This window comes from Chitinispirillales bacterium ANBcel5 (genome assembly GCA_029688955.1).
Classification (GTDB): Bacteria; Fibrobacterota; Chitinivibrionia; order Chitinivibrionales; family Chitinispirillaceae; genus Cellulosispirillum; species Cellulosispirillum alkaliphilum.
This window is the reverse complement of record JARUKZ010000055.1, coordinates 1-20,560: the sequence shown is the minus strand read 5'-3', so window position 1 is coordinate 20,560 and position 20,560 is coordinate 1. Positions and strand designations below refer to the sequence as shown.

Here is a 20,560-nt window from a genome sequence, read left to right as displayed (position 1 = left end):
ATGGGTGATACTCAACTGCGGTGTGTTGCGACAGTGCAGATAGAAACCTTCAGGAATTCCATCCTGATCTATACGTTTAACGTAAAGCTCATTCTCTGTAGTGGAACTGTCTACCACTTCACCGGTCTGAGGATTTTTAAACTGATAGCCTATTTCAATTAAAAAGTGGGTCAGATCCGATTCAAGGGGATGGGGATCAGGAAGCTCAAATACCCCTCCTCCAATGTTAACACCGGGTACTCCATTTACTTCAAGTTTATATGGTAAACCCGATAGTTCACCTAAGGAGTCAAATGTTGTGGTGATATTGCAGGCTCTGATTTCTGTTGAAAGTGAAACAGTACTGTTTGAAACCGTTATGGTATCACCATCATAATTTTCCGGACAGGTTGCAAAAATAAGTTCACAAATATCACCGGTCGGAATATTCAAGTTTACCGGTACTGAGAGACGGACGGTATCCAGTGGGATATCCGGGTTGCGATATACTACTATTATACTGTCATTCATTCTATGTTGAAAGATACCATCACCCGGGTTAGCCGAATCACTCAACACTCTACTCATAGGAGCACTCCAGCTTCCCCCGTTTTCATTGAGCATAACCGTTTCGATATCTTTACTACCAAAAACATTGGTAACCTCCAGTAGTACATCCCCGGAAGGTGTATCGGTACCTGGCCCGAAGATAAGTTCAAGAGTATCCATATTTTCGGTTATCTCAGATACTTGCTGCCCCTGGTGGGCTATGCTCAAAACGGCCTGGTCCCAACAGTTAACGCCAAATCCAACAGGAGCACTTATTCCATCTTCTCTTTGCACATAGAAAGTCGAGGTGGTTGTTGTGTCGTAAGTTTCACCAGTAGAGGAATTTTGGACTTCATATTCTATTTCAAAGGAAAATTCAGTTATACTATCATTTAGTGCAAAGCGTTGAGCAAAAAGGAACTCTCCATCTTGTGCATGCTGAGGGACTGAGTCATTTACCGATAGATTAGTAGCTGTACCGGCTAAAGAATAAATAAATGGATAGATGACTTCTTCCATTAGCAGATTCATCAAAACTTCATGGCTTGTTTGAATAGCCCAGAGGTCACTGTTGATATTGTTGGATGAGTAGCCGTTGCTTCTTATGTTTTCTGTCATTTCTTGAATTAAAACAGGAGCGTTAGAAGTTGTCGTAAAAAAAACAGTAAACGTTGTAGGTACACCATCGGCATACACCCAACTACTTCTTGGAGCATCTCCATCTGAGAGGAATATTATAAACTGATTTTCTTTAGGAATATCAGTATTACCGAATGCCTCCTTCGCTGCATCAAATCCGACATTTATATTGGTGCCTCCCGTAAAACCTGCCTGTGATGGATAACCAAGACCTCTCCAAGTCGGAGGGTTGTCTGGCTGAAGCAATTCCTCAATTATTTCATAACCAGTCTGCCCCCCTTCATATATTTCATTAAGCTGCATCAACTGAAGATAGGCCCCCCTGTCTGTTGAACTCACCGGATAATGGTGCAGGTACTGACTGCTATCATGATCGTAGTACAGTTGTGATCCAAAGATAGACAATCCAATTTCGGCACTGGGAATAGTATTGTAAAGACTATCGATAAGTTCCCTTGTAACAGTGTATCGAGAAGCAGATTGATCCCTACCGGACCATCCCATGGACGCGGACTGATCAATAACAAACATTATGGCTGGTGGGTTAGTAACACGCGTAAGTTCCGGTATTTCACAGGCTCTTATAAATGATGACAAAGCAACAGCACTGGATGGAACCGCAATGGTATCACCATCAAACGTTTCCGGGCATCCTTCAAGTACAAGTTCGCATGCTGATCCTTCACTGTATATTATCTGCACCGGAAGAGAAATCCTGAGTGTATCCAGCGGAATATCGGGGTTTCTGTAAACCACTACGATGCTGTCGTCTCTTCGGTGCTGGAATTTACCATCACCTGAAGCAGGGCCAGTACTTAATTCGCGCTCTATTACAGCACTCCAAATACTGTCACTTTTTTGCACCAGAGATACCTGCTCAAGGTCTATGCCTCCAACAGCATTGGAAACTTCAAGAGATACACCCGATGGCATTTCTGAACCAGACTTAAAGATAAGCTCGAGAGAATCGGTGCGATCGGTGACTTTCTGTATAGTAGACCCATCGTGGGCGATTCGTATGATACCTTTATTACGACACTCTAAGCTTACACTTGCAGGAATAGTGGTGCTGTCTTCCCCTCTTTGGATGTAAATGGTAGAACTGACAACGGTATCATAAGGAACCAGTGAAACTTCACGGGTAAGTTCATATTCAATATCAATAGCAAAAGTGGTGATATCCGGCTCAAGAGCAAAGGGAGAGGTAAAATGGAACTGCCCATTACTATTTGAAGACGAGTAGGTACCGTTTATGGCTACATCATTTGCTCCAGTAGTGGTATAAAAGATAGAAGGCCTTACTGCTTCCTCCATCATTGTTTCTAAAACGACCTCGTGCGTGGTATTGAGGTGCCATAGCTCACTATTAGAGTTGCTGTTTGAGTATCCATTAACTTTAGTGTTTTCGATCATCTGATTAATATTTAATGAAGATAAGTACAGTCCCAATTTTACTGCAAACGTTGTAGGATTATCGGTCCCGTTGGCGTATTCATGTCGATTCAAAGATGGATAACTTGCATCACCACCTGAAAAAAATAGTATAAATTGTTTTTCCTGGGGAGTATCAGAATTGCTGAATGCATCTTTTGCAGCATCAAAGGCAATGTTGATATTTCTCTGAGAAAAATCCAATCCACTTAAATCAGTCCAATTTGGTCTGTACACAAGATCATTCCCGGTAAGTGTATCTGTTTGGAGAAGTTCTGTGATAACATCGTATCCGGTCTCATTACCATCGTACTCATGATTCATTGTTAAGAGGGGCAGATACGAACCATCATGCAATGTATCAAGCTGCTGCAAATGTGAATTATTTGTATGGTCCAGGTACAGATATTGGTTGTATACCACTAATCCAACCCTTGCATCTGGATAAACATGGGAAATACTGTCGATAATTGATTTGGTAACTGAGAACCTGTTACCACCGGGATCATTATGCCGCATATACCAGGAGTGATCGATTACAAACATTATTGCTGGTGGAATAGTATCACGCCAACGATCAGGCTGATTGCAGGTGTTTATTATTCCATTGAGCGCTACCGCATTTGATGGCACATGCAATGTATCCCCATCTAAAATTTCGGGACATACATCAAGGGTAATGTTGCAGAGTTCATTTGCTTTGGTAATAGACACTACTATCAAAAACAGGGTAACAAAGAACATTTTCAACACACTGAATTCACTGAACCTACCCATGGATATCTCCCTGAACTTTTTTTAAAGAAATTTTACACAGCAAGTACACAAATAATGAAATTTATATCGATAAATCTGGTTATTTCGATTACCATGCAGGTTCCATAAGACGCTTTTTGGTGTAGGACAAAATGTATTAGTTAATTCTTATTCCTTCTTTACCAGTATTCCTATGGAAAAAAAATTTAACCCAGCATTAAAGTTTCATTTATACAAAATATATTACATCTTTACTTAACAATTTGAGGATAGTTGTATTGATAATTTAAGTAAATGAAAACTAAAAATCTATTACTTTATTAAGTTTTTTCACTTTTTTGTAAAAAAATGATAATATCTGATGCATTTATCTGTTTTTTGCTTTATATTTTCCGATTATTATAGTTCTTTAAAGATTTATGACAGAATATTACAGATCTTTTCCCATCATAACCACCTTGGAACTATTGTAAGGATTTGTCAGTTTCAAAAGGAGACGCTGTGTCTAAAGAGTATAAAGAAGATAATTCAGTCGAACAATTGGATTTCGATCCTTCAGAGAAGCCCGATCCGTTTGATGGTCTCTCTGTAGAAAAGCCAGAATTCCTCTCAACTATCCTGGGGGTCATTACTTCTCCGATTGAATACTTTCAAAACATGTCAAAAAATGATGACGATGGTTTGCTTCATTCATACCTGTTTTTATCATTTATTATCTCTCTTAGCGCTGCTATCACTTTTGTTCCGATGTTGAAGTGGCAATCAATTCCAATAATTATACTGCTTGTAATTTTTGCAATTATATTGAGCATTGTTACAGGACCGCTACTATTTGGTTTGTGGAATTCTATTGGCTCAAAAGAGAGTCTTTGTACTGCATATAAATGTGTCTGTTTTTCCTATGCGATATTCCCGGTCCTGGCGATTTTGTTCCATTTCCCAAATGCATTTACCTATACTACAGCCGAAGCTTTATATACTGTATTGTTCATTTTATCCATCCTATGGATCCATTTTCTCTTTGCCGTGATAACTTCAAAAGTACACAGAATTAAACCCGTTCAAACATTAGTTGCAACTGTACTTGTAGCTTTTTTTACCATTCCTTTTATGTCAGTTTTTTTTTAAAATTCCATCCTTTATTTATTCTTTAATATATGTATTTTAACAATTACAACTCTGATAAAAAATTATAGTCCGATTTCTTCAGATAAAAGAAACAACATTCCCAGGCATAAACCTTCCACTCTACCACCGAAGCAATCCCCGGATAGGGATGTATCGAATAATAGCCCCGGGAAAAATAAACTACCCCAACGAACGCTGGAAGAATGACCTCTATGGAGAATGCAGGAAAGGGGAATTATTGAGCTCCATCTTTCCCTCGAGCCGTTCTCTCTTATGACCTCACCCCGGCCGTTGCCCCCCCCCCTCTTTTGCGGAAAAAACGCACGCAGGAACATGGTTAGGGTGAGATGTTTCATTGTCTGTTACATTATATGTGGGAAGCATGGTTTGTTTTTCTGCTAAAACCAACGTTTTAGTCTTAATCCCCTCTTAAGCCCTGAAATCACGGGATACGATAGCCCGTGGGAAGCCAGTCTTTTGGCGTAGCCCCGGGTACTGGTTCAAACAGTGAGGAACACGGTTCAAACAGTGAGGAACACGGTTCAAACAGTGAGGAACACGGTTCAAACAGTGAGGAACACGGTTCAAACAGTGAGGAACATGGGTCAAACAGTGAGGAACATGGGTCAAACAGTGAGGAACACGGTTCAAACAGTGAGGAACATGGGTCAAACAGTGAGGAACATGGGTCAAACAGTGAGGAACATGGGTCAAACACCCCTGCACAAGGCGTGTTCCTCACTGCACAAGGCGTGTTCCTCACTGCACAAGGCGTGTTCCTCACTGCACAAGGCGTGTTCCTCACTGCACAAGGCGTGTTCCTCACTGCACAAGGCATGTTCCTCACTGCCCAGGGCATGTTCCTCACTGCCCAGGGCATGTTCCTCACTGCACAGGGCATGTTCCTCACTGCACAGAGTGTGTTGCGCAGCCATACATTGAATCTTGCCTCATAATTTTCTGGGGTCGGACCAGCACAAATGCTCTTTTCTGCCTCTAAGGGCCATTTTTTCCTGTTTTTTTCCTGTTTTCAGCCCCTTAGAGCTCGATGGCTACCCCTTCCATCGCATCCTAAGGATGAATGTTCACGATTTTTCTGCGTTTATTCAGGTGCACAAACACACCCGAACCTGCAATGCGCATCAGGAAGTATCTGCTTATGCTGAGGATTAACCGCGGTAGAGTTACACCTTTCGGGGGACGCATAAGCCATTATCCAGGGAGGGAAGAACTATATCTTTGTAAACAATTAGACCTCCCCTATAAACCGAACCCTTCACGCTTGCACGGGGCAAGTACGTTTCTTGGCGCCCCCGTGAGGAACCAGTCACTTGCCACCTGGCGTCGCTGGGGGGTGGCCAACTTCGCCTTGGGCGACCCGTAAAAAAAATTAGGATTTTGGAATTCAAAGAAAAGAACAGGGTTATATTTTTTCTGGGGTCGGACCAGCATAAATGCTCTTTGCTGCCTCTAGCGGCCATTTTTTCCTATTTTTTTCCTGTTTTCAGCCCCTTAGAGCTCGATGGCTACCCCTTCTATCGCATCCTAAGGATGAATGTTCAGAATTTTTCTGCGTTTATTCAGGTGCACAAATACATCTGAACCCGCATAACAATGCTGCGTTTGCCGCAAGGCAGGCAGAAGACAAAGCACTGGCACGTAAAAGCACTGAGGTACGCAGCCTTCTGGTTGTCATCAGTGCTTCCGGCTTTCCATTGCGGTACCTGACCGTCAGTGCTCCTTTTTCTCTCCTGAGCCACCCACACCTGAACCTCTTTTCAGGATTTTACATCAGAGTTTCTTAAAAGCGCATAAGTGCCGGATGCTGCGGCAACCCCGTGAAGAGAACTTGTAATTAAGATTTGGAATGGGAGAATTCAACGATGGCAACAAAGAGCATAATTTGGAGTTTTGCGCTTGCTATTCGAGGTGTAAATACAATTCAAAACGTTGCATTACTTCAGCTTTCCTCAAACTCAAAAAGTGTAATTAGGGTAAACCGTTAATCACAAAGAAAGCAGCCAGAAAACTATATCCCTGACTGCTTTTATATTCAAATATCCAGGAGGAAAATTAGGCTATCAGGCGGATTGTTTTTTACGCTTTTTCCTTTTTACAACTTCAACAACAGAGATTGCAACAATTGCGATCACAAAGACAAATGAAACAGTTGCGGCGTCTCCAAAGTAGTGCGATCCTGCCCTCATCTCAATCTCATGGGTGCCTTCGGGCAAATGCACCGCCATCCAGGCTACATCAGAGCGGTAGAAATCAACCGGCTCTCCATTAGCCTTAATACTCCATGCAGGATAGTAAACTTCTGATATTCTCAGAAAACCTTCAGAGGGCATGGTAACCTGCGCTTTTCTACGATTTGGAGAGTACTTTTCCCACTCAACATTAAAGCCTTCACCGATTTCCTCCGGGACTGATTCCCTTGAACGTAACGGTGTAACTCCCGGCACCTCCCGGGAAACAGCCACAGTTGCCCTGTAATCTATTACTTCACTTTGAAGCCCCCGAATTACATCTTCATCATCCTCGACAACGATATGGCCGGGAACAAATGACATCCTGCCCAAAGCCTGTCGGTTTTCGAGTTTCATTAAACTGTTATCAGGGCGTCTGAAAAGGACATATTTAACATTAGCAATATTTAAGAACGGATTACCCCTACTGATTTTTGGTATGTCCAGATATGGATTTCCTTCAGGTGTAGTTCCCAAAAGACCAGAGAAATAATTTTGGTCCTGTTCTCCTCCCCGAAACGCTCTGTACCATGTTAATTCATTATCATGAAATCCGCTGATATCTTCCAGCCCATGCGCACCGGTATTATTTTCATGCCCAAACACTCCTCTCATTGGAAACACCCTGAAAGGCTGCTGTTGCATCTCCCCCTGAAGCTCATCAATTACAGGGTCTGTGATGAAAAACTTAGCCGGGTTTTCCAGTTCGATAAACTTTGAATTCACCCTGAATGTATCGACTATGCCAATAAGTAGCACTGCAATACAAAGGGTTGTTTTTCCCAGTTTATTGTTGATCACAGCCATTACCATTGCAATAACCGATACAGCAAAAAACCACCAAAGCCATAGTGATGGTAAGAAATTCCTGTCAAAATTTCTTTCAAAAACACCAACATTTTGTGGATTGTCCATCATCGAATGAGCTAATGAGCTCACAAATCCCTTTGATGAGAAGAGAAATGTAAGAAGTGTAACTGAACCGATAGCGATAAGCAAGCCTTTGGTCCACTTCTTTTTGATGGAGTCATCAAGTTTTCCCAGTTCCCCTTTTGCCACATCAATGATAAACATAGACCCCAGTAAAGCTGTGGAGAAAGTGAACCAAAACATTATCATACTTGGGGCTCTGAATCTATTAACACCCGGAACAATATGATAAGCAATATGGAAAAGCGGTGTATGAGCTCCAAGGGAAAACATAACCGCAAGCAGCGCAATAGCAGCCCAGAAAATTCGCCAACTGCTCTTAGGTTTCCTGACCAACGCAAAAACAGAAAGCATTACAGGAATCATCCCGGTGTACTCGGCATTAAACTTCAATGGATTATTCCCCCAATAATACTGAGTGGGACTTATACCATGTATAAAGGTGTTACCAACAAAATCATGAATCCAAAGAGAAAAAACCTCCTGCCAGTGAAACGACCAGGAGTGTGCATATTCAAAGCCCCGATCGATTCCTCTTACCGAAACTGCATCCTGAACATACATGTAAGCGGGGTAGAGCGATATAAACGATAATCCAAGCCCAAAGATAATACCAACCCAGAAATATACACCTTGAGAAATCAACATCCCCTTACTCTGCTTGTTTCTGAAACTTTCAACCAGTTTAAAAACCCAATAAAGAAATAAGCCCCAGAGCATAAAATAACTTAACTGCACATGTCCGGTAAGAATTGACATCCCTACCCCTAAGCCCATCAGGGCAGCATTAAAAAGCCCGGGACGATCCATGAGTACCTGTAGTCTCCACATTATAAACGGAAGCCAGGCAATGACAAACATCTTTCCATCATGACCAGGATAGACATGTGAAACGAACTGAGGACTGAGCATGTAAAAGGACGCTCCAATAATTGAAACCAAACGGGAGCAGGAAAAAGATTTACGCAACAGAATATAGAAAAACACCCCGGCAAGAAATACGTGCAAAAGCATCATAACACTGATACCACGATGAACCGAGAAGAGGCTGTAAACAACCCTGGCCACAGGATAAAGCGCATCACCGAATACAGCGTCAATGGTGGGCATTCCTCCGAGACGAGTACTCAACCACAAAGGAAACTGAAAGTGATCAAAGATACTCCTCTCTAAAAGCACCCGAACATCAAAACTACCAAACTGATCTGAGCTGAAAAGCATTTTATCGGAAAACAAAAATTCCCTGAAAAGAACGCATACGATCAAAAACAGCAAGAATATAGCACCTACCCCACTGTATTTTCTGTATTTCTCCAAGAAACCTATTTTGGAAGCAGCAGTAGTATTCTTTGCTGCCGTATCTTTTTTCCTCTTAACCCCACTTTTTTGCATGTATAAATCCTGGATTTTAAATTTGTAATTTTTATTGAAGTATTCTTTTAAAGCACGCTTTAAAAATAATCATCTAAACCAAAAGTGCTTGCACATCCAGTAAAGATTCCACATCATACCCGCTTTCAACGTAGTTACTTTTTAAGATATAACTCTTTAAATTGGGCAATTTAATTCTATCAGATTCTTTATCGCCAATCATTATTGATCTCTCAATGTCGATATTGTGCTCACAAGCAGCCTGGAGTATCATACCCGGACCGGGTTTTCTGAAGGTGGAATCTTTCCTGTAGCTTTGAAGCGTAGCACTGGGATGGTAAGGACAATAATAGAAATCCGTAATAATGACACCTCTGCTTCTAAACTGAAGCTTCATCCACTCATGAAGCCCCTCGACATCACTCTCCTTAAAATACCCCCGTGCAATACCGGCCTGATTAGTAACCACAATAATTAAATAGTTGTGTTGTAAGGCCTTTTTGCACAATTCAAAAATACCATCCCTGAACCGAATATGCTCCGGTTTATGGGGATAACCACAGTCCAGGTTTATAACCCCATCACGATCCAAAAATAAAGCTTTATTCATAAAAACCAAAAAAAATTAATTATTCCATGCACAATTCGTATGATTGCGCTTGGTATTAAAGGATATTGCACAACAGAGTTTTCATTTTGCGCAGTTTATAAATATAGAATTTAATAAAATAATAGGCAACTATACTGAAAGCGGGGATTTTTTTAGAGAAGAAGCAGTTTTCAGCAGTCTTATTCTAAGACCTACTGAAAACCTCTTTCCCTTATTGCAAAAAAAGCACCAAATCAGCCGCCTCAAAAAGAAACGCTGAAGGGATCTGCTCTTTTTTTAAATCTTTTGAAAGTAGCTGGATAACAGAAGTACACTGCTTAATCTGCTCTGGAACAGCCCATTCATCCACCCGTGTTTCTCCGGACATATTCTTATTGATGCCCACAAATACACTCTTTTGACCGGAATCAGAGTCTTTTTGAAGAAAAATAAAGGGGAAACGATAATCGCAGATATTTTTCCAGGTCCCCTCTTCACTGAGGACAGGGATTTTTGCTTTAAGCTCATTTACTCTTTTTATCCACCCCGAAAGGTCCCAGTTTGGCTTGTCGACATCATCAGGAGAACCCTTAACCACATCCATTTTGGTTTTGGCACCATACTCATACCCCATTGGCATTAGCAGCCCTTTTGAAAATAAAGCTGCAAAAGCGTACCTGAACTTTTGAACTTCCACTGTTCCCGGGGCAATACTGGCCAACCGCTCTGTGTCATGAGATTCGGGAAAAGCGATAGAAGGAGCAAAACGTTTAAAATTTGCATGCTGCTCCAAAGCCCACGGTCCATCAAAATCCCACCATTTAGAAGAGTTGAACAGGTAATCAAACCCCACATTCCCCAAAGCTTCCACCTCTTTTACCTGACAGCCCAGGGTTTCAGCATAGAATTTGGTTTCCGAATCTCTTTTTTTTGCCGACTGGATCAAATATTTCCATAACTCAGCTGGTACCTGATACGCAGCATCGCACCGAAGCCCTTTAAACCCTAAATCCTGGTAAAAGGCTATAAGTTTATCCCAATACCCCCACAATCCATTCTTATCGGTACTAAACCGGTTATCAATTACCGCCAGATCACCCCAAACTGTTACATTGGAGGGATCTGCCGGATCAACCGCATAGGGGCTGACAACCTTGCCCTGATCATCACGTTTATACCATTGTGGATGACTTTCGGTAAGATTTGCGTCAAAAGCGGTGTGATTGATCACCAGATCCATTATTACTTCAAGACCATTGTCTTTACAATTTTCTATGAAACATTTAAGCGGGGTAAAGTCCTTTGGATCCTGCCCATCCTTGAGGAAAAGGGGATTTAAAGAGAAGTAATCTTTAACTGCATAAAGACTTCCGGAAAAACCGGTTTTATGGAATGGATTCACAAATATAGAATTAAAACCAATTTCAGTCACATGTGGAATTAGCTCATTCCACTCATCGATTGTTTTGAAAAAACGGGGGAAGAGATTATATATCAGTGGTACTTTCTTAGAATTCATAACTCACCTCCCAAAACGATGTTATCTATGAGTCTTGTTTTACTTTCTGAAGTTTTACAGGCGACTGCTATCAATGCCTTATCTTTTATTTCTTTAAGAGGCTCAAGAGTAACGATATCGACTACTTCAATATATTCAGGAGTAAACATTGCAGAGCTTTTGTAGTGGGTTTTAATCATTTCAATAAGTTTATCACCATCTCTCTCGCCGGAATCAAACAATTCTTTAGCCCCTTTAAGACCTTTGTAAATCAGTGGGGCATCCCTGCGCTCATGGGGTGTAAGATATTTGTTTCTGGAGCTCATCGCCAGACCATCCTTTTCCCTGATCACCGGCCCGGATTCAACAGAAACCGAGAGATTAAAATCACTTACCATTCGTCTTAACACAATTAACTGCTGAGCGTCTTTTTGCCCAAACACTGCAATCTGAGGATTTACAATATTAAAAAACTTCAACACCACGGTACAAACACCTCTAAAATGATCGGGACGGGTAGCACCGCACAATTTAGTATCAAGTTTAGCTACATCTACATAGCTACTGTAGTTTGGAGGATACATATCCTGAGCAGTAGGGGCAAAAAGTATATCACAACCAGCGTCCTGTGCTTTTTTACTGTCCAACTCAAATGTACGTGGGTATTTATCATAATCCTCCCCGGGACCAAACTGTGAAGGATTTACAAATATACTCATAACCGTTGCGTCTGTACTTTTTGCAGCTATATTCAAAAGCGAGAGGTGGCCCTGATGCAACGCTCCCATTGTTGGAACAAAGCCAATGGTTTTACCACTTCTCTGCAGAGTTATGGAAAGGTTTTTCATTTCTACAGGAGAATTCACAATTTTCAATTTTATACTCCTGACTATTTAATTTACAAACAAATTATTTTTTGCTGCTGCCTGGCGCTCCTCGATAAAGAGTCGATCTTTTGAACCAAGAGGATGATAATAATGAGAACCGGATTTAACGGAAACAATTTGATCTATAAGTTCCTGTAAATCCCCAATCTCATTAACGAAATCTATATCGTTTGTATTGATGATAAGAAGTGGTGATGAGGTATAATGAAAAAAGTAATGATTGTACGCTTCATTGAGGGTGTCTATGTATTCGGGATCCATATTGAATTCAAATTTTCTTCCCCTTTTCTCTATTCTCTTTAAAAGAACATCTGTAGATGCCTGAAGGTAAACCACCAAATCGGGCTTTGGAATGGATGTTTCAAGTACTCTTGCGATATTATTGTACAAAGAAAGCTCATCATCCTTTAGATTAATATTTGCAAATATTCTATCTTTTGCAAACAGATAATCACTCATTGTGATCTTATGAAAAAGATCCTGCTGAGCGACCATAACAGAAAGTTGTTTATATCGGGACAGAAGAAACCAAAGCTGGGTTTGAAATGCAAAAGAGTTGCGGTCTTTGTAAAAACCTGAAAGGAATGGATTTTCGTCTACCTCCTCAAGAACCTGCCTTGCATCAAAAATTTCTGATAAAGATTTGCAAAGGGATGTTTTACCTGCACCAATTACCCCTTCAATACATAGATAATTTAAATAAGAGGGTAGTTTTGATTGACCGTAATCCATAAAAATGCCTCATCTGGAGCTATGAATAAAATTGTATACTTTGTTGCTTTACCTCTGAATTCATTTTCAAATATAACTGTTCTACTGTTTCTGCCCTGCCTGGATAAACCCACTGCGGACACATCTCATAAAGCCCTTCCAAACAGAAACGGCGACGCAGAATACCCTGATGGGGGATCTGCAGCCCTTTGGTCCAAACAACAGTATCACCGAAAAAAAGTATATCTATATCTGCAGTCCTTGCTAATTTAAGCCCCTTATAACTGCGCCCCATAGTTATTTCGATACCCTCACAGGCAAATAAAAGCTCTTGGGGAGTACCGTTATAAGTAGCATAAACGATCTGATTATAATAGTTAAGCTGCCCTTTTCCAACCTCAAGAGGCTCTGTTTCCATAAGTGTGGAACACCTGAACGGTTCTCCAAGAAGAGAGAAAAGTGCATCCTGCATTGCTATAATATTTTCGATTCTGTTTCCAGAATTGGTCCCTATACTTAAAACTATTTCGGTTGCCATACAATTTATTAATATAGTAGAGAATATAAACCTACAGCAATTACTAATTTAACCTATTTAGCTGCATTTTTTTAAATTACATTCCTTTGATCATAAAACGTTACCTTTCGCCCCAGATTCTCTATCTGAGAAGCGACCTCTTCTTTTCTCCCTACTACGGCCATAACAGCTTTATCCGGATGAAATTCAGTTTTTATAAGCCCGTTAATATAGTCAAGATCCATACTCTCCAGCTTTTTACCAAATTGTTCGATGTAGGAATTTTCCTTTCCATGATATCTCAGCCACAACAGTTTATCCACCACATTACTGATCCCTTCAAGCTGAAAGGAGATATTGCCGATAGTGAAAGTTTTTGCTTTTTGCAGCTCCAGGTCTGTTACTCCATGAGCGCAAAAATTGTCATACTCTTCAAATATTGCCTTAACGGTTTCACCAACACTTTGGTTTTTGGTGGTAGTTGAAATGGAAAAAACACCGAAGTTTTTTTCACCTGCAATCTGTGATGAAATCCCGTAAGTTTTTCCATACCTTGAGCGTACCCTGTTCATAAGCCTTGAAGAAAAGTTGCCCGCACCGAGTATATAGTTTGCCAGTGATAAGGCATTTCTCTTTGGACTGCTCTCACCCGGTACAGTGTGGCCAATTATAACAGTACTCTGAGTAAGGTCCTTTTTATCTATGAATCGTGTAGCCGGTTCAACCAGTTTGATACCGGAAGCCGAAGTCAGTTCTACTGTTCTTTTAGCACTCCAGCTATTAAGATACTTGTCTATGTATGTTTCTTTAAATGAGTGTTCATTAAAGTCTCCCCCCGCTACAAAAATGGTATCTTCGGGAGAAAACACCTCTTTATAGAACTGGCGAATATCATTTAATTTGATTTTACGTAAAGACTCTATGGTTTGAAAACGACCCGCAGGATGACCTTTACCAACCAACTGTTGATAGAAATGGCGATTTGCCAGAAATGAGGGATCCACCGCTTCAGCCTGAAGTGAGGTAATCGCTTCTTTTTTTATTCTATCAAACTCAGCTTTGTTTAAAGCGGGGTTACAAATCATTTTCCAGAACAGAGGGAAAAGATCATCAAAGTGTTTGGAAAGCATACGGCAGAGAAAGACCGTGTGCTCTTCCCCTACACTTGCCCCGGTAGATGCCCCACGGTATTCAAAACTATCGACAAACTCTTCATGAGAGATGTTTTCTATCCCCTTTTGAATATGGGCAGCCAAAATGTCACATAACCCTTCCAAACCAACCGGGTCATTAAAACGTCCAAAGGGTAGCTGAAAAGCTAAAATTACACCGTCAAGCGTTCTCTCCGGAACACTTATGACCCGCATACCATTAGAGAGCACCATCTCATGAGTGGGAGGAAATTTATATTCAAAAGCCATTTTTATCCTTTTTTTCTGGTAAAACGTCTGAACAACCCAGCGACATAAAGCATTGGATTAACCCTTTTGGGCTTGAGATGAAGCGTGCTGCTTTTTGATTGATCCCAATACTTTTGCGCAACCTCAACCAAAGAATCGATATCTAAACTCTTAAGAGCCTCAAGCCTCTCAACCCAACGCCCATAACTGCCCTCAATAGTTTCACTAAAACCGATTCGCTGTGCTATATGATCTGCCGAATAGAGCTCAAATGTTCTGCTGGAAAGAGTTGTGTTCTTAACCTTCTCAAACTCCTCTTTTGAAATACCACCATTTTTTATCTTTTCAATCTGTCTGTTAAGGGATTTTTCTACTTTGGAAACGGATATATTGGGCGTAAAGGCAGCGAAAAACACCGACATCCCAGCCCTTCTCAACGTGTGATTCATCCCCCCTACCATAACTGCCACCGAGTCCTTTCTGACCATTTCCCTGTGAAGCCTTCCCGTTTCACCACCCGATAACACAAGCTGTAATATCTCAAGAGACAATGCGTCATTGTGTGCAGAAGCCGGAGCAGGAAAGCCGGTAATAAAGATCGGAACATTGAAATCTACTCTGCGTTTCATTCGCTGCTTTGCAGGAAACCACTCATTTACATCCTGCTCTTCATCTTTCTTTGGGTTGATAATAGCAGCCTTTTTAGATCCGAAGTGTTTTTCTACCCGTTCAAACAGATCGCTATCATTGGAAAAATCACCCACCACCACGATAACTGCATTGTCGGGTCTGTAGTGACTTTGGTAATAATTCCTACAGTCCTCATTGGTAATGGAGTTAAGGTCATCAAGAGTACCAAGTGGACTTATAGAGTAGGGGTGATTTTTAAAAAACTCCTGCCTGAATTCAAGAAATGCCCTGGCGACCGGGTTATTGAGGTAGTTATGAAATTCCTCAATTATTACTTTTCGTTCAATGTCAAAAAGCTCTCTTTGGATGGAGAGACCGCTCATCCGCTCAGCTTCAAGACCAAGTACCATATCAAGATATTCTTGCGGTACACTGTTTAGGTAAGCTGTTACATCCTCAGCAGTAAAAGCATTACAATGACCACCTACGTTATTTATTTTCATCGCATGCTCTTCGGACTTGAGATTCGTTGAACCTCTGAACATCATATGTTCCAGAAAATGGCTTATTCCCCTGATACCGTCCCGCTCCCAGGCACTACCAGTGCGGTACCACACCTGAACCGATACAATGGGCGTATCACTTTTTTTCAAACATATGACCTTTAAACCATTATCGAGAATCTTTTCTTTGATATTATCAAGCATTATAGCCTTTTATTTTTCCGTTTAAAAAGTTTTCCGTTTCCCTCATCAAATAATTCAAAATCTCTTCATAGATATTTCCTCCCTTTTGAGCATGCAATCCAGATACCACATCCGGATCAACCACCCCGGAAGGAAAGAGTTTTCTGTACTTTGCGGGATCAGCACCACGCTTTTTCCATGATCGATACCGTTTGCGATCCCACTCTTGTGAAACTTTGTAACCAAACGCATCACAGTTTCTTACCATAGATGGATAAAGAAAAGATGCCAAAGCAAGAAACGCTTTCTCAAACCTTTCTGCACCAGGTAAAATAGCATCGTTATTTTTAAGTATTTTGTGTATCGTTTCATCGTTATGAAAATCGACGATCTTAAACTGTACTTCGGATTTGCTACCAGCTAACCTCCCGGACACCTCATTTAAGGATTCACTGTTAGCAGCCAAGGGATTTATTACAAAAAAATACCTGAATTTCTGAAAAATCCAACACCTGAACAGATCACCTAAGAGATACGTCAGAGTCTTTGGCTTAATCCCACTCGTTCCCTCAAACGCCATATAGGGCACAGAGCAGCCAAATGGTAGGACCGGAGCCATAAGCAAGTCCATTTTACTACAAAGCGCTTCTCCAAATGATCGGCAGATACGAGTTGCTATCCCATTTACAGCTTTGCAGCTATAGGTTTCGGTGCCCCCAAGAACTACTACAAGTACAGGTTGCTCCCGTAACCTGTACTGAACCTCCAAGAAGCTAAGATCTTCTATGGAATACAGATGTTTTTCTTTTTCATAGCTATTCATAAGCAAAAAATCCAGAACTGCTGAGCTGGTAATGAGAATGTGGTAATGATTATCGGAGTGAGAGGATTTGAACCTCCGCCCTCTTGGTCCCGAACCAAGCGCGCTGCCAGGCTGCGCTACACTCCGAAAAAGGCTGGGAATAGTTATTTTGAACCAAAAATATAGATATTATACCAAAACATGGCAAGGGGGGCTAGTATGATGTTTGTACGTAATGTCACAATGTAGGTTTTTAATCTTCAGGGGCTCAAATTTTCCTGATCAACGGCGGTAGAGGCATTGGTGTTTTCTTTATAGTCCCCAATGGAGACCCCGGTGACTTTTTTAAAAGTATCAATTAAGGTTTTTTCATCAGAAAATCCACATTGATTACTTGTTGTTTCAATTTCCAATCCCTGAGCAATAAAATTCTTCGCGTTATTGATTCTTACCTGATTTATAAAATCATTAACACCAATACCCAGGTTTTTTTGAAAAAGAGCCTCAAGAAAAGCTTCTCCGGTTACAAGCTCCTCACAGATCCTTTTTTTGCAAAGATCAGTCTGAGAATAATTGTTCTCTATGAGTAGACATGCCCGCTGAACCATCTTATCCAACACTGAAAGCCTGGTAGTGGTCAGAAACCTTCTGCTATCCTTTTTCCCGATCAGATAAAAAACCGTTGCCCCAATTATAGTGAGAGAAATACCCAAAATGAATAGTTTAATAAGACGTGCCTGCAACCACGAAAACAGCCGAGAAGTTTGTGTTAAAAAGGAACGTATAACCCCACTTCTTTTCACTTCCGACTTTTCATCCGCAGTTTCATCTGGGGTTTTTACCACACTCTCCGCGGGCTCAATCTCAGAGGCTCTGGGGTAAGATTGTGACAGCTCCCTTCCCCTGACAATGGAATCAATTTGAGCCCTTACCAGCGCAGTATCGATATTTTTTTCCAGGTGTGAAGAATCATGCACAGCATCAGCAGGTGATTGTGTAAGAGAATCCCCATATGCGAAAACACAAAAGAGAGAGATAACAGGTAAAACCCAAAAGGTTAATTTTCTGTTGAGCACCTTTGTAATTGCTCCTGTAGTACAGTTACATAGTTAGTATCAAGCGTCTCTATCTTCGCTTTCAGTTTAGCTCCAAATCGTGACGCTTCATCAAAAGATCTTATTTTTACATTTTGCCATAACAACTTAAGTGTTTTAAGATTCAATATCTCATTGGTTGAAATTTCAACATGAATCTTTGGATTCTGAGAAACCCGTTTATACGCATCCTGAATCATTTGCAGCATTTCAGAGTACAGGGTGTGATCATACTTTATGGTTATAGCTTTTAGAGTTTTATTTAATTTATCAGAAAAGAACTTACTGTTGAGTACATAGTTACGCTTTTGCTTCTCAGCTTTTGAATCGTAGTAATACTCGCCAATTACTACACCTTTTGTTGTTTTTACTACCGATTTTGGAATTTCAGAGATTTCAATTTGCTTCTCCGGTGTCTCAAAACTCTTATGTTCATCCTCTTTATTTCGATGTTCACTGTTTTCTATGATTGGTTTTTCCTGAGGGGATGGATCGATAACGGGTGGTTGTTTTAAAACTTGCAGTGGCTGCTTAGTTATTTGAGGTTCCTGAGAGTCTGCCTGAGATAAAATTATCTCATATAAGCCATTTATTACCTCGTTTTCGTTTCCATAGAGCTCTCTTTTTAGTTGCTCTTCAATAAGTGTGAGCTCTTGTTCTCTTGATCTAAGATCAGTCAGTTTGGAAGTAAGTTCGTTGATTTCATTTGTACAATCGCTGATCTGCTGTTTAACAGAAGCTATCTCTTCATCCCTTTTATGTTTTTCTTCCAAAAGAGACCTGGAGTCTTTACTTATATTTTTAATATTCTCCTCCTTATAACGAAGAATATCCATTTTCTCCTGATAATACTCTATAAGCATATCAACGGTTGCAGCCGTGTTACTATTTAATACATTTTTCTTGAGAGTCCAGAGCTGCTCAAGTGCTAACTTTGCATTATCTTTTTCACCAACAAGCAATTTTTCAGCAATATCATACATACTGTCAGAAACATTTGCCGCCCGTGCATCGAGCAGAATGGAATAGAACTTGTTGGAGTCCGTCGAACTACCCGCCAGATTCAAAATAGAATCACTCACTTTATCCAGTCTCCTCATGCTCCCCTGCCTTTCACAAATTTAGAATACTAAGCTCTATAAGCTTCATTTTTATAAATATAGGAAAAAGCAACCGAAAAAATCATCCCTTTTAACCTATTTTGTATTTTAGGTGGAAAAAAGCGTTGCTTTTAACAGCCACAATGCTCTTTGTTATCCCCCACCCCAGCTCAGGCACAGATGCTTTTACTGTATAAATAGTATATTACAGAGGATACAAGGTCAATTTAATTTTTTAAATTGATCGTCCCACTCTTTTCAAGAGTCCTCATAACTCTGGACAAAAAGGGGTTGCTCTTAATGGATTGGATATCTGAAAAGCCACAGCGTAAAGATTTGAGCAGGTATTCTCTGGCCTCACTGTCTTTGCCAAGCTCAGCACTGGTTTCAGCCAAAAACATCCAGCATTCAAAGCATTGTGGGTTTAAAGAAGTGTATTGCAACGCTCCCTGCTGAGCCTCCCTTTGCCTACCGACTCTAAAAAGAGATCTCCACATGATGAGCATTGTTTTTACAGATCTATCTTCAATAGTGTCGATATAGTTTAATGCTCTTTCGTATGAACCTGCCGTATACGCATATTCAGCCAGGCACTTACTTACAAGATCGGAGGGAGTACTCAAAGAGGCTAACTTTTTATAGATAGAGCCGATTCTTGTCTGAGTGGCCCCTTTTTTCTGAAACAATACAAGCCTCAGTGCCTCAAGTTCGTTTCCCATTCTGCTGCTTTGGTCCATGCGCTTTAAAAGCTCTCGTGCATCCTTTTCGTGTCCAAGCTCTCTTAACAGATCAATTGACTCTGCAATCGTTCTGTCATCAAGCCTTGAAAGGATAGCCATTGTAGAGCGTAAATAGGTGGTAATATCCCCTCGTAGCAGAGCAATCTGGCGCAATCCAAGCCACCCTGAAGTTTGCTTTGGAGATAATCGAACCGCTTTAAGAAAACAAGCCCTGGCATCCTCATACCGTTTAAGCTTTAACTGAATATTGGCAATGTTTACCTGTATGGCCCAATCAGCTTTGTTCAGTTGCGCTGCCCTTTTATAGAACCCCAGCGCTTCCGATACATTATCCATCTTTTCACATACAAACCCTAAGTTTTTTAATGCTGAAAAGAAATCTCTTTTATAATGGAGGGCCTTCTGGAAAGCATCACGGGCCTTGTTTAAATCCCCCTGCTCAAGAGCTACATTACCAAGGTTAAACCAGGCATCACAAAAATCTGGTTGCGTATCGATAGCTCTTTGAAAATAAAGACCCGCTTTTTCGTAATTACTCTTTTGGAAATAGTAGTTTCCCAAATTAAGCAAAGCGCCACAGTTTTCGGGCTCAATCTCAAGCACTTTTTCAAAAGCAGCCCCGGCCTCTTCCAACTCCCCACATCTAAGCTTAACTATCCCCAGATTGTTCCAGCCCTCAATTCTATGTGGTTTTAACCTGGTAAGCCTGCTAAAAACATCTCCCGCCCTTTTATCATCCTGAAGATTAAAGAGAACATTGCCATATCCAAGAAGAAGATGAAAATTTTCCAGATTGCTCTTGATTATATTTTCATAAATTTTCAGTGCTTCATTAAACCACCCCCTTGCAACATAACACTGTGCAAGTTTTTGC

The 20,560-nt window shown here is 40.8% G+C and carries 15 protein-coding genes and 1 tRNA gene; 2 read left to right on the top strand and 14 right to left on the bottom strand.

Features of this window, described 5'->3' with window-relative positions; all coding sequences use genetic code 11:
- Positions 1-3,375: VWA domain-containing protein (locus tag QA601_17740; GenBank protein MDG5816944.1), on the bottom strand; the 3,375-nt coding region annotated here is incomplete at its 3' end.
- Positions 3,376-3,855: 480 nt separating this feature from the next.
- Here QA601_17740 and QA601_17735 point away from each other — a divergent pair.
- The gene (locus QA601_17735; GenBank protein MDG5816943.1) at positions 3,856-4,482 is read left to right on the top strand and encodes a YIP1 family protein; all 627 of its coding nucleotides are present in this window, start codon (positions 3,856-3,858) and stop codon (positions 4,480-4,482) included.
- Between the two features lie 461 nt (positions 4,483-4,943).
- On the top strand, positions 4,944-5,438 hold the full coding sequence (locus QA601_17730; protein MDG5816942.1) for a hypothetical protein: 495 nt from the start codon (positions 4,944-4,946) through the stop codon (positions 5,436-5,438).
- A gap of 1,125 nt (positions 5,439-6,563) precedes the next feature.
- Here QA601_17730 and QA601_17725 read toward each other — a convergent pair.
- From QA601_17725 to QA601_17665, 13 genes are all read right to left on the bottom strand, one after another.
- Positions 6,564-9,053, bottom strand: a complete 2,490-nt coding sequence (locus QA601_17725; protein MDG5816941.1) for a hypothetical protein — start codon at positions 9,051-9,053, stop codon at positions 6,564-6,566.
- Between the two features lie 73 nt (positions 9,054-9,126).
- Positions 9,127-9,642: an HAD family hydrolase gene (locus tag QA601_17720; protein ID MDG5816940.1), complete on the bottom strand. Its 516-nt coding sequence runs from the start codon at positions 9,640-9,642 to the stop codon at positions 9,127-9,129.
- Positions 9,643-9,853: 211 nt separating this feature from the next.
- Entirely contained in the window at positions 9,854-11,140 is a 1,287-nt protein-coding gene (locus QA601_17715; protein MDG5816939.1) for an alpha-amylase family glycosyl hydrolase, read from the bottom strand.
- Entirely contained in the window at positions 11,137-11,985 is an 849-nt protein-coding gene (panC, locus tag QA601_17710; protein ID MDG5816938.1) for a pantoate--beta-alanine ligase, read from the bottom strand. The genes QA601_17715 and panC overlap by 4 nt, the downstream gene beginning before the upstream one ends.
- Before the next feature lie 27 nt (positions 11,986-12,012).
- Positions 12,013-12,738 carry a deoxynucleoside kinase gene (locus QA601_17705; protein ID MDG5816937.1) on the bottom strand — a complete coding sequence of 242 codons (726 nt, stop codon included), beginning with the start codon at positions 12,736-12,738 and terminating at the stop codon, positions 12,013-12,015.
- 19 nt (positions 12,739-12,757) lie between these two features.
- On the bottom strand, positions 12,758-13,255 hold the full coding sequence (folK, locus tag QA601_17700; GenBank protein ID MDG5816936.1) for a 2-amino-4-hydroxy-6-hydroxymethyldihydropteridine diphosphokinase: 498 nt from the start codon (positions 13,253-13,255) through the stop codon (positions 12,758-12,760).
- Positions 13,256-13,326: 71 nt separating this feature from the next.
- Entirely contained in the window at positions 13,327-14,655 is a 1,329-nt protein-coding gene (locus QA601_17695) for a pitrilysin family protein (protein ID MDG5816935.1), read from the bottom strand.
- A 2-nt stretch (positions 14,656-14,657) separates the two neighbouring features.
- Positions 14,658-15,971 carry a pitrilysin family protein gene (locus QA601_17690; protein ID MDG5816934.1) on the bottom strand — a complete coding sequence of 438 codons (1,314 nt, stop codon included), beginning with the start codon at positions 15,969-15,971 and terminating at the stop codon, positions 14,658-14,660.
- On the bottom strand, positions 15,964-16,773 hold the full coding sequence (locus QA601_17685) for a creatininase family protein (protein MDG5816933.1): 810 nt from the start codon (positions 16,771-16,773) through the stop codon (positions 15,964-15,966). Before QA601_17685 ends, QA601_17690 begins: the two co-directional genes overlap by 8 nt.
- 52 nt (positions 16,774-16,825) lie before the next feature.
- Positions 16,826-16,899 (bottom strand) — tRNA-Pro (locus tag QA601_17680).
- Positions 16,900-17,012: 113 nt separating this feature from the next.
- Positions 17,013-17,828 carry a helix-turn-helix domain-containing protein gene (locus QA601_17675; protein MDG5816932.1) on the bottom strand — a complete coding sequence of 272 codons (816 nt, stop codon included), beginning with the start codon at positions 17,826-17,828 and terminating at the stop codon, positions 17,013-17,015.
- Positions 17,810-18,928 carry a hypothetical protein gene (locus QA601_17670; protein MDG5816931.1) on the bottom strand — a complete coding sequence of 373 codons (1,119 nt, stop codon included), beginning with the start codon at positions 18,926-18,928 and terminating at the stop codon, positions 17,810-17,812. Before QA601_17670 ends, QA601_17675 begins: the two co-directional genes overlap by 19 nt.
- Positions 18,929-19,173: 245 nt before the next feature.
- On the bottom strand, positions 19,174-20,560 hold a 1,387-nt coding region (locus QA601_17665), incomplete at its 5' end, for a tetratricopeptide repeat protein (GenBank protein ID MDG5816930.1).

What these genes read in the sequence shown, in the direction of transcription:
- QA601_17725 (MDG5816941.1), bottom strand. Translation starts at nt 9,053, where the DNA reads ATGCAAAAAAGTGGGGTTAAGAGGAAAAAAGATACGGCAGCAAAGAAT.
- QA601_17720 (MDG5816940.1), bottom strand. Translation starts at nt 9,642, where the DNA reads ATGAATAAAGCTTTATTTTTGGATCGTGATGGGGTTATAAACCTGGAC.
- QA601_17715 (MDG5816939.1), bottom strand. Translation starts at nt 11,140, where the DNA reads ATGAATTCTAAGAAAGTACCACTGATATATAATCTCTTCCCCCGTTTT.
- QA601_17705 (MDG5816937.1), bottom strand. Translation starts at nt 12,738, where the DNA reads ATGGATTACGGTCAATCAAAACTACCCTCTTATTTAAATTATCTATGT.
- folK (MDG5816936.1), bottom strand. Translation starts at nt 13,255, where the DNA reads ATGGCAACCGAAATAGTTTTAAGTATAGGGACCAATTCTGGAAACAGA.
- QA601_17695 (MDG5816935.1), bottom strand. Translation starts at nt 14,655, where the DNA reads ATGGCTTTTGAATATAAATTTCCTCCCACTCATGAGATGGTGCTCTCT.
- QA601_17690 (MDG5816934.1), bottom strand. Translation starts at nt 15,971, where the DNA reads ATGCTTGATAATATCAAAGAAAAGATTCTCGATAATGGTTTAAAGGTC.
- QA601_17685 (MDG5816933.1), bottom strand. Translation starts at nt 16,773, where the DNA reads ATGAATAGCTATGAAAAAGAAAAACATCTGTATTCCATAGAAGATCTT.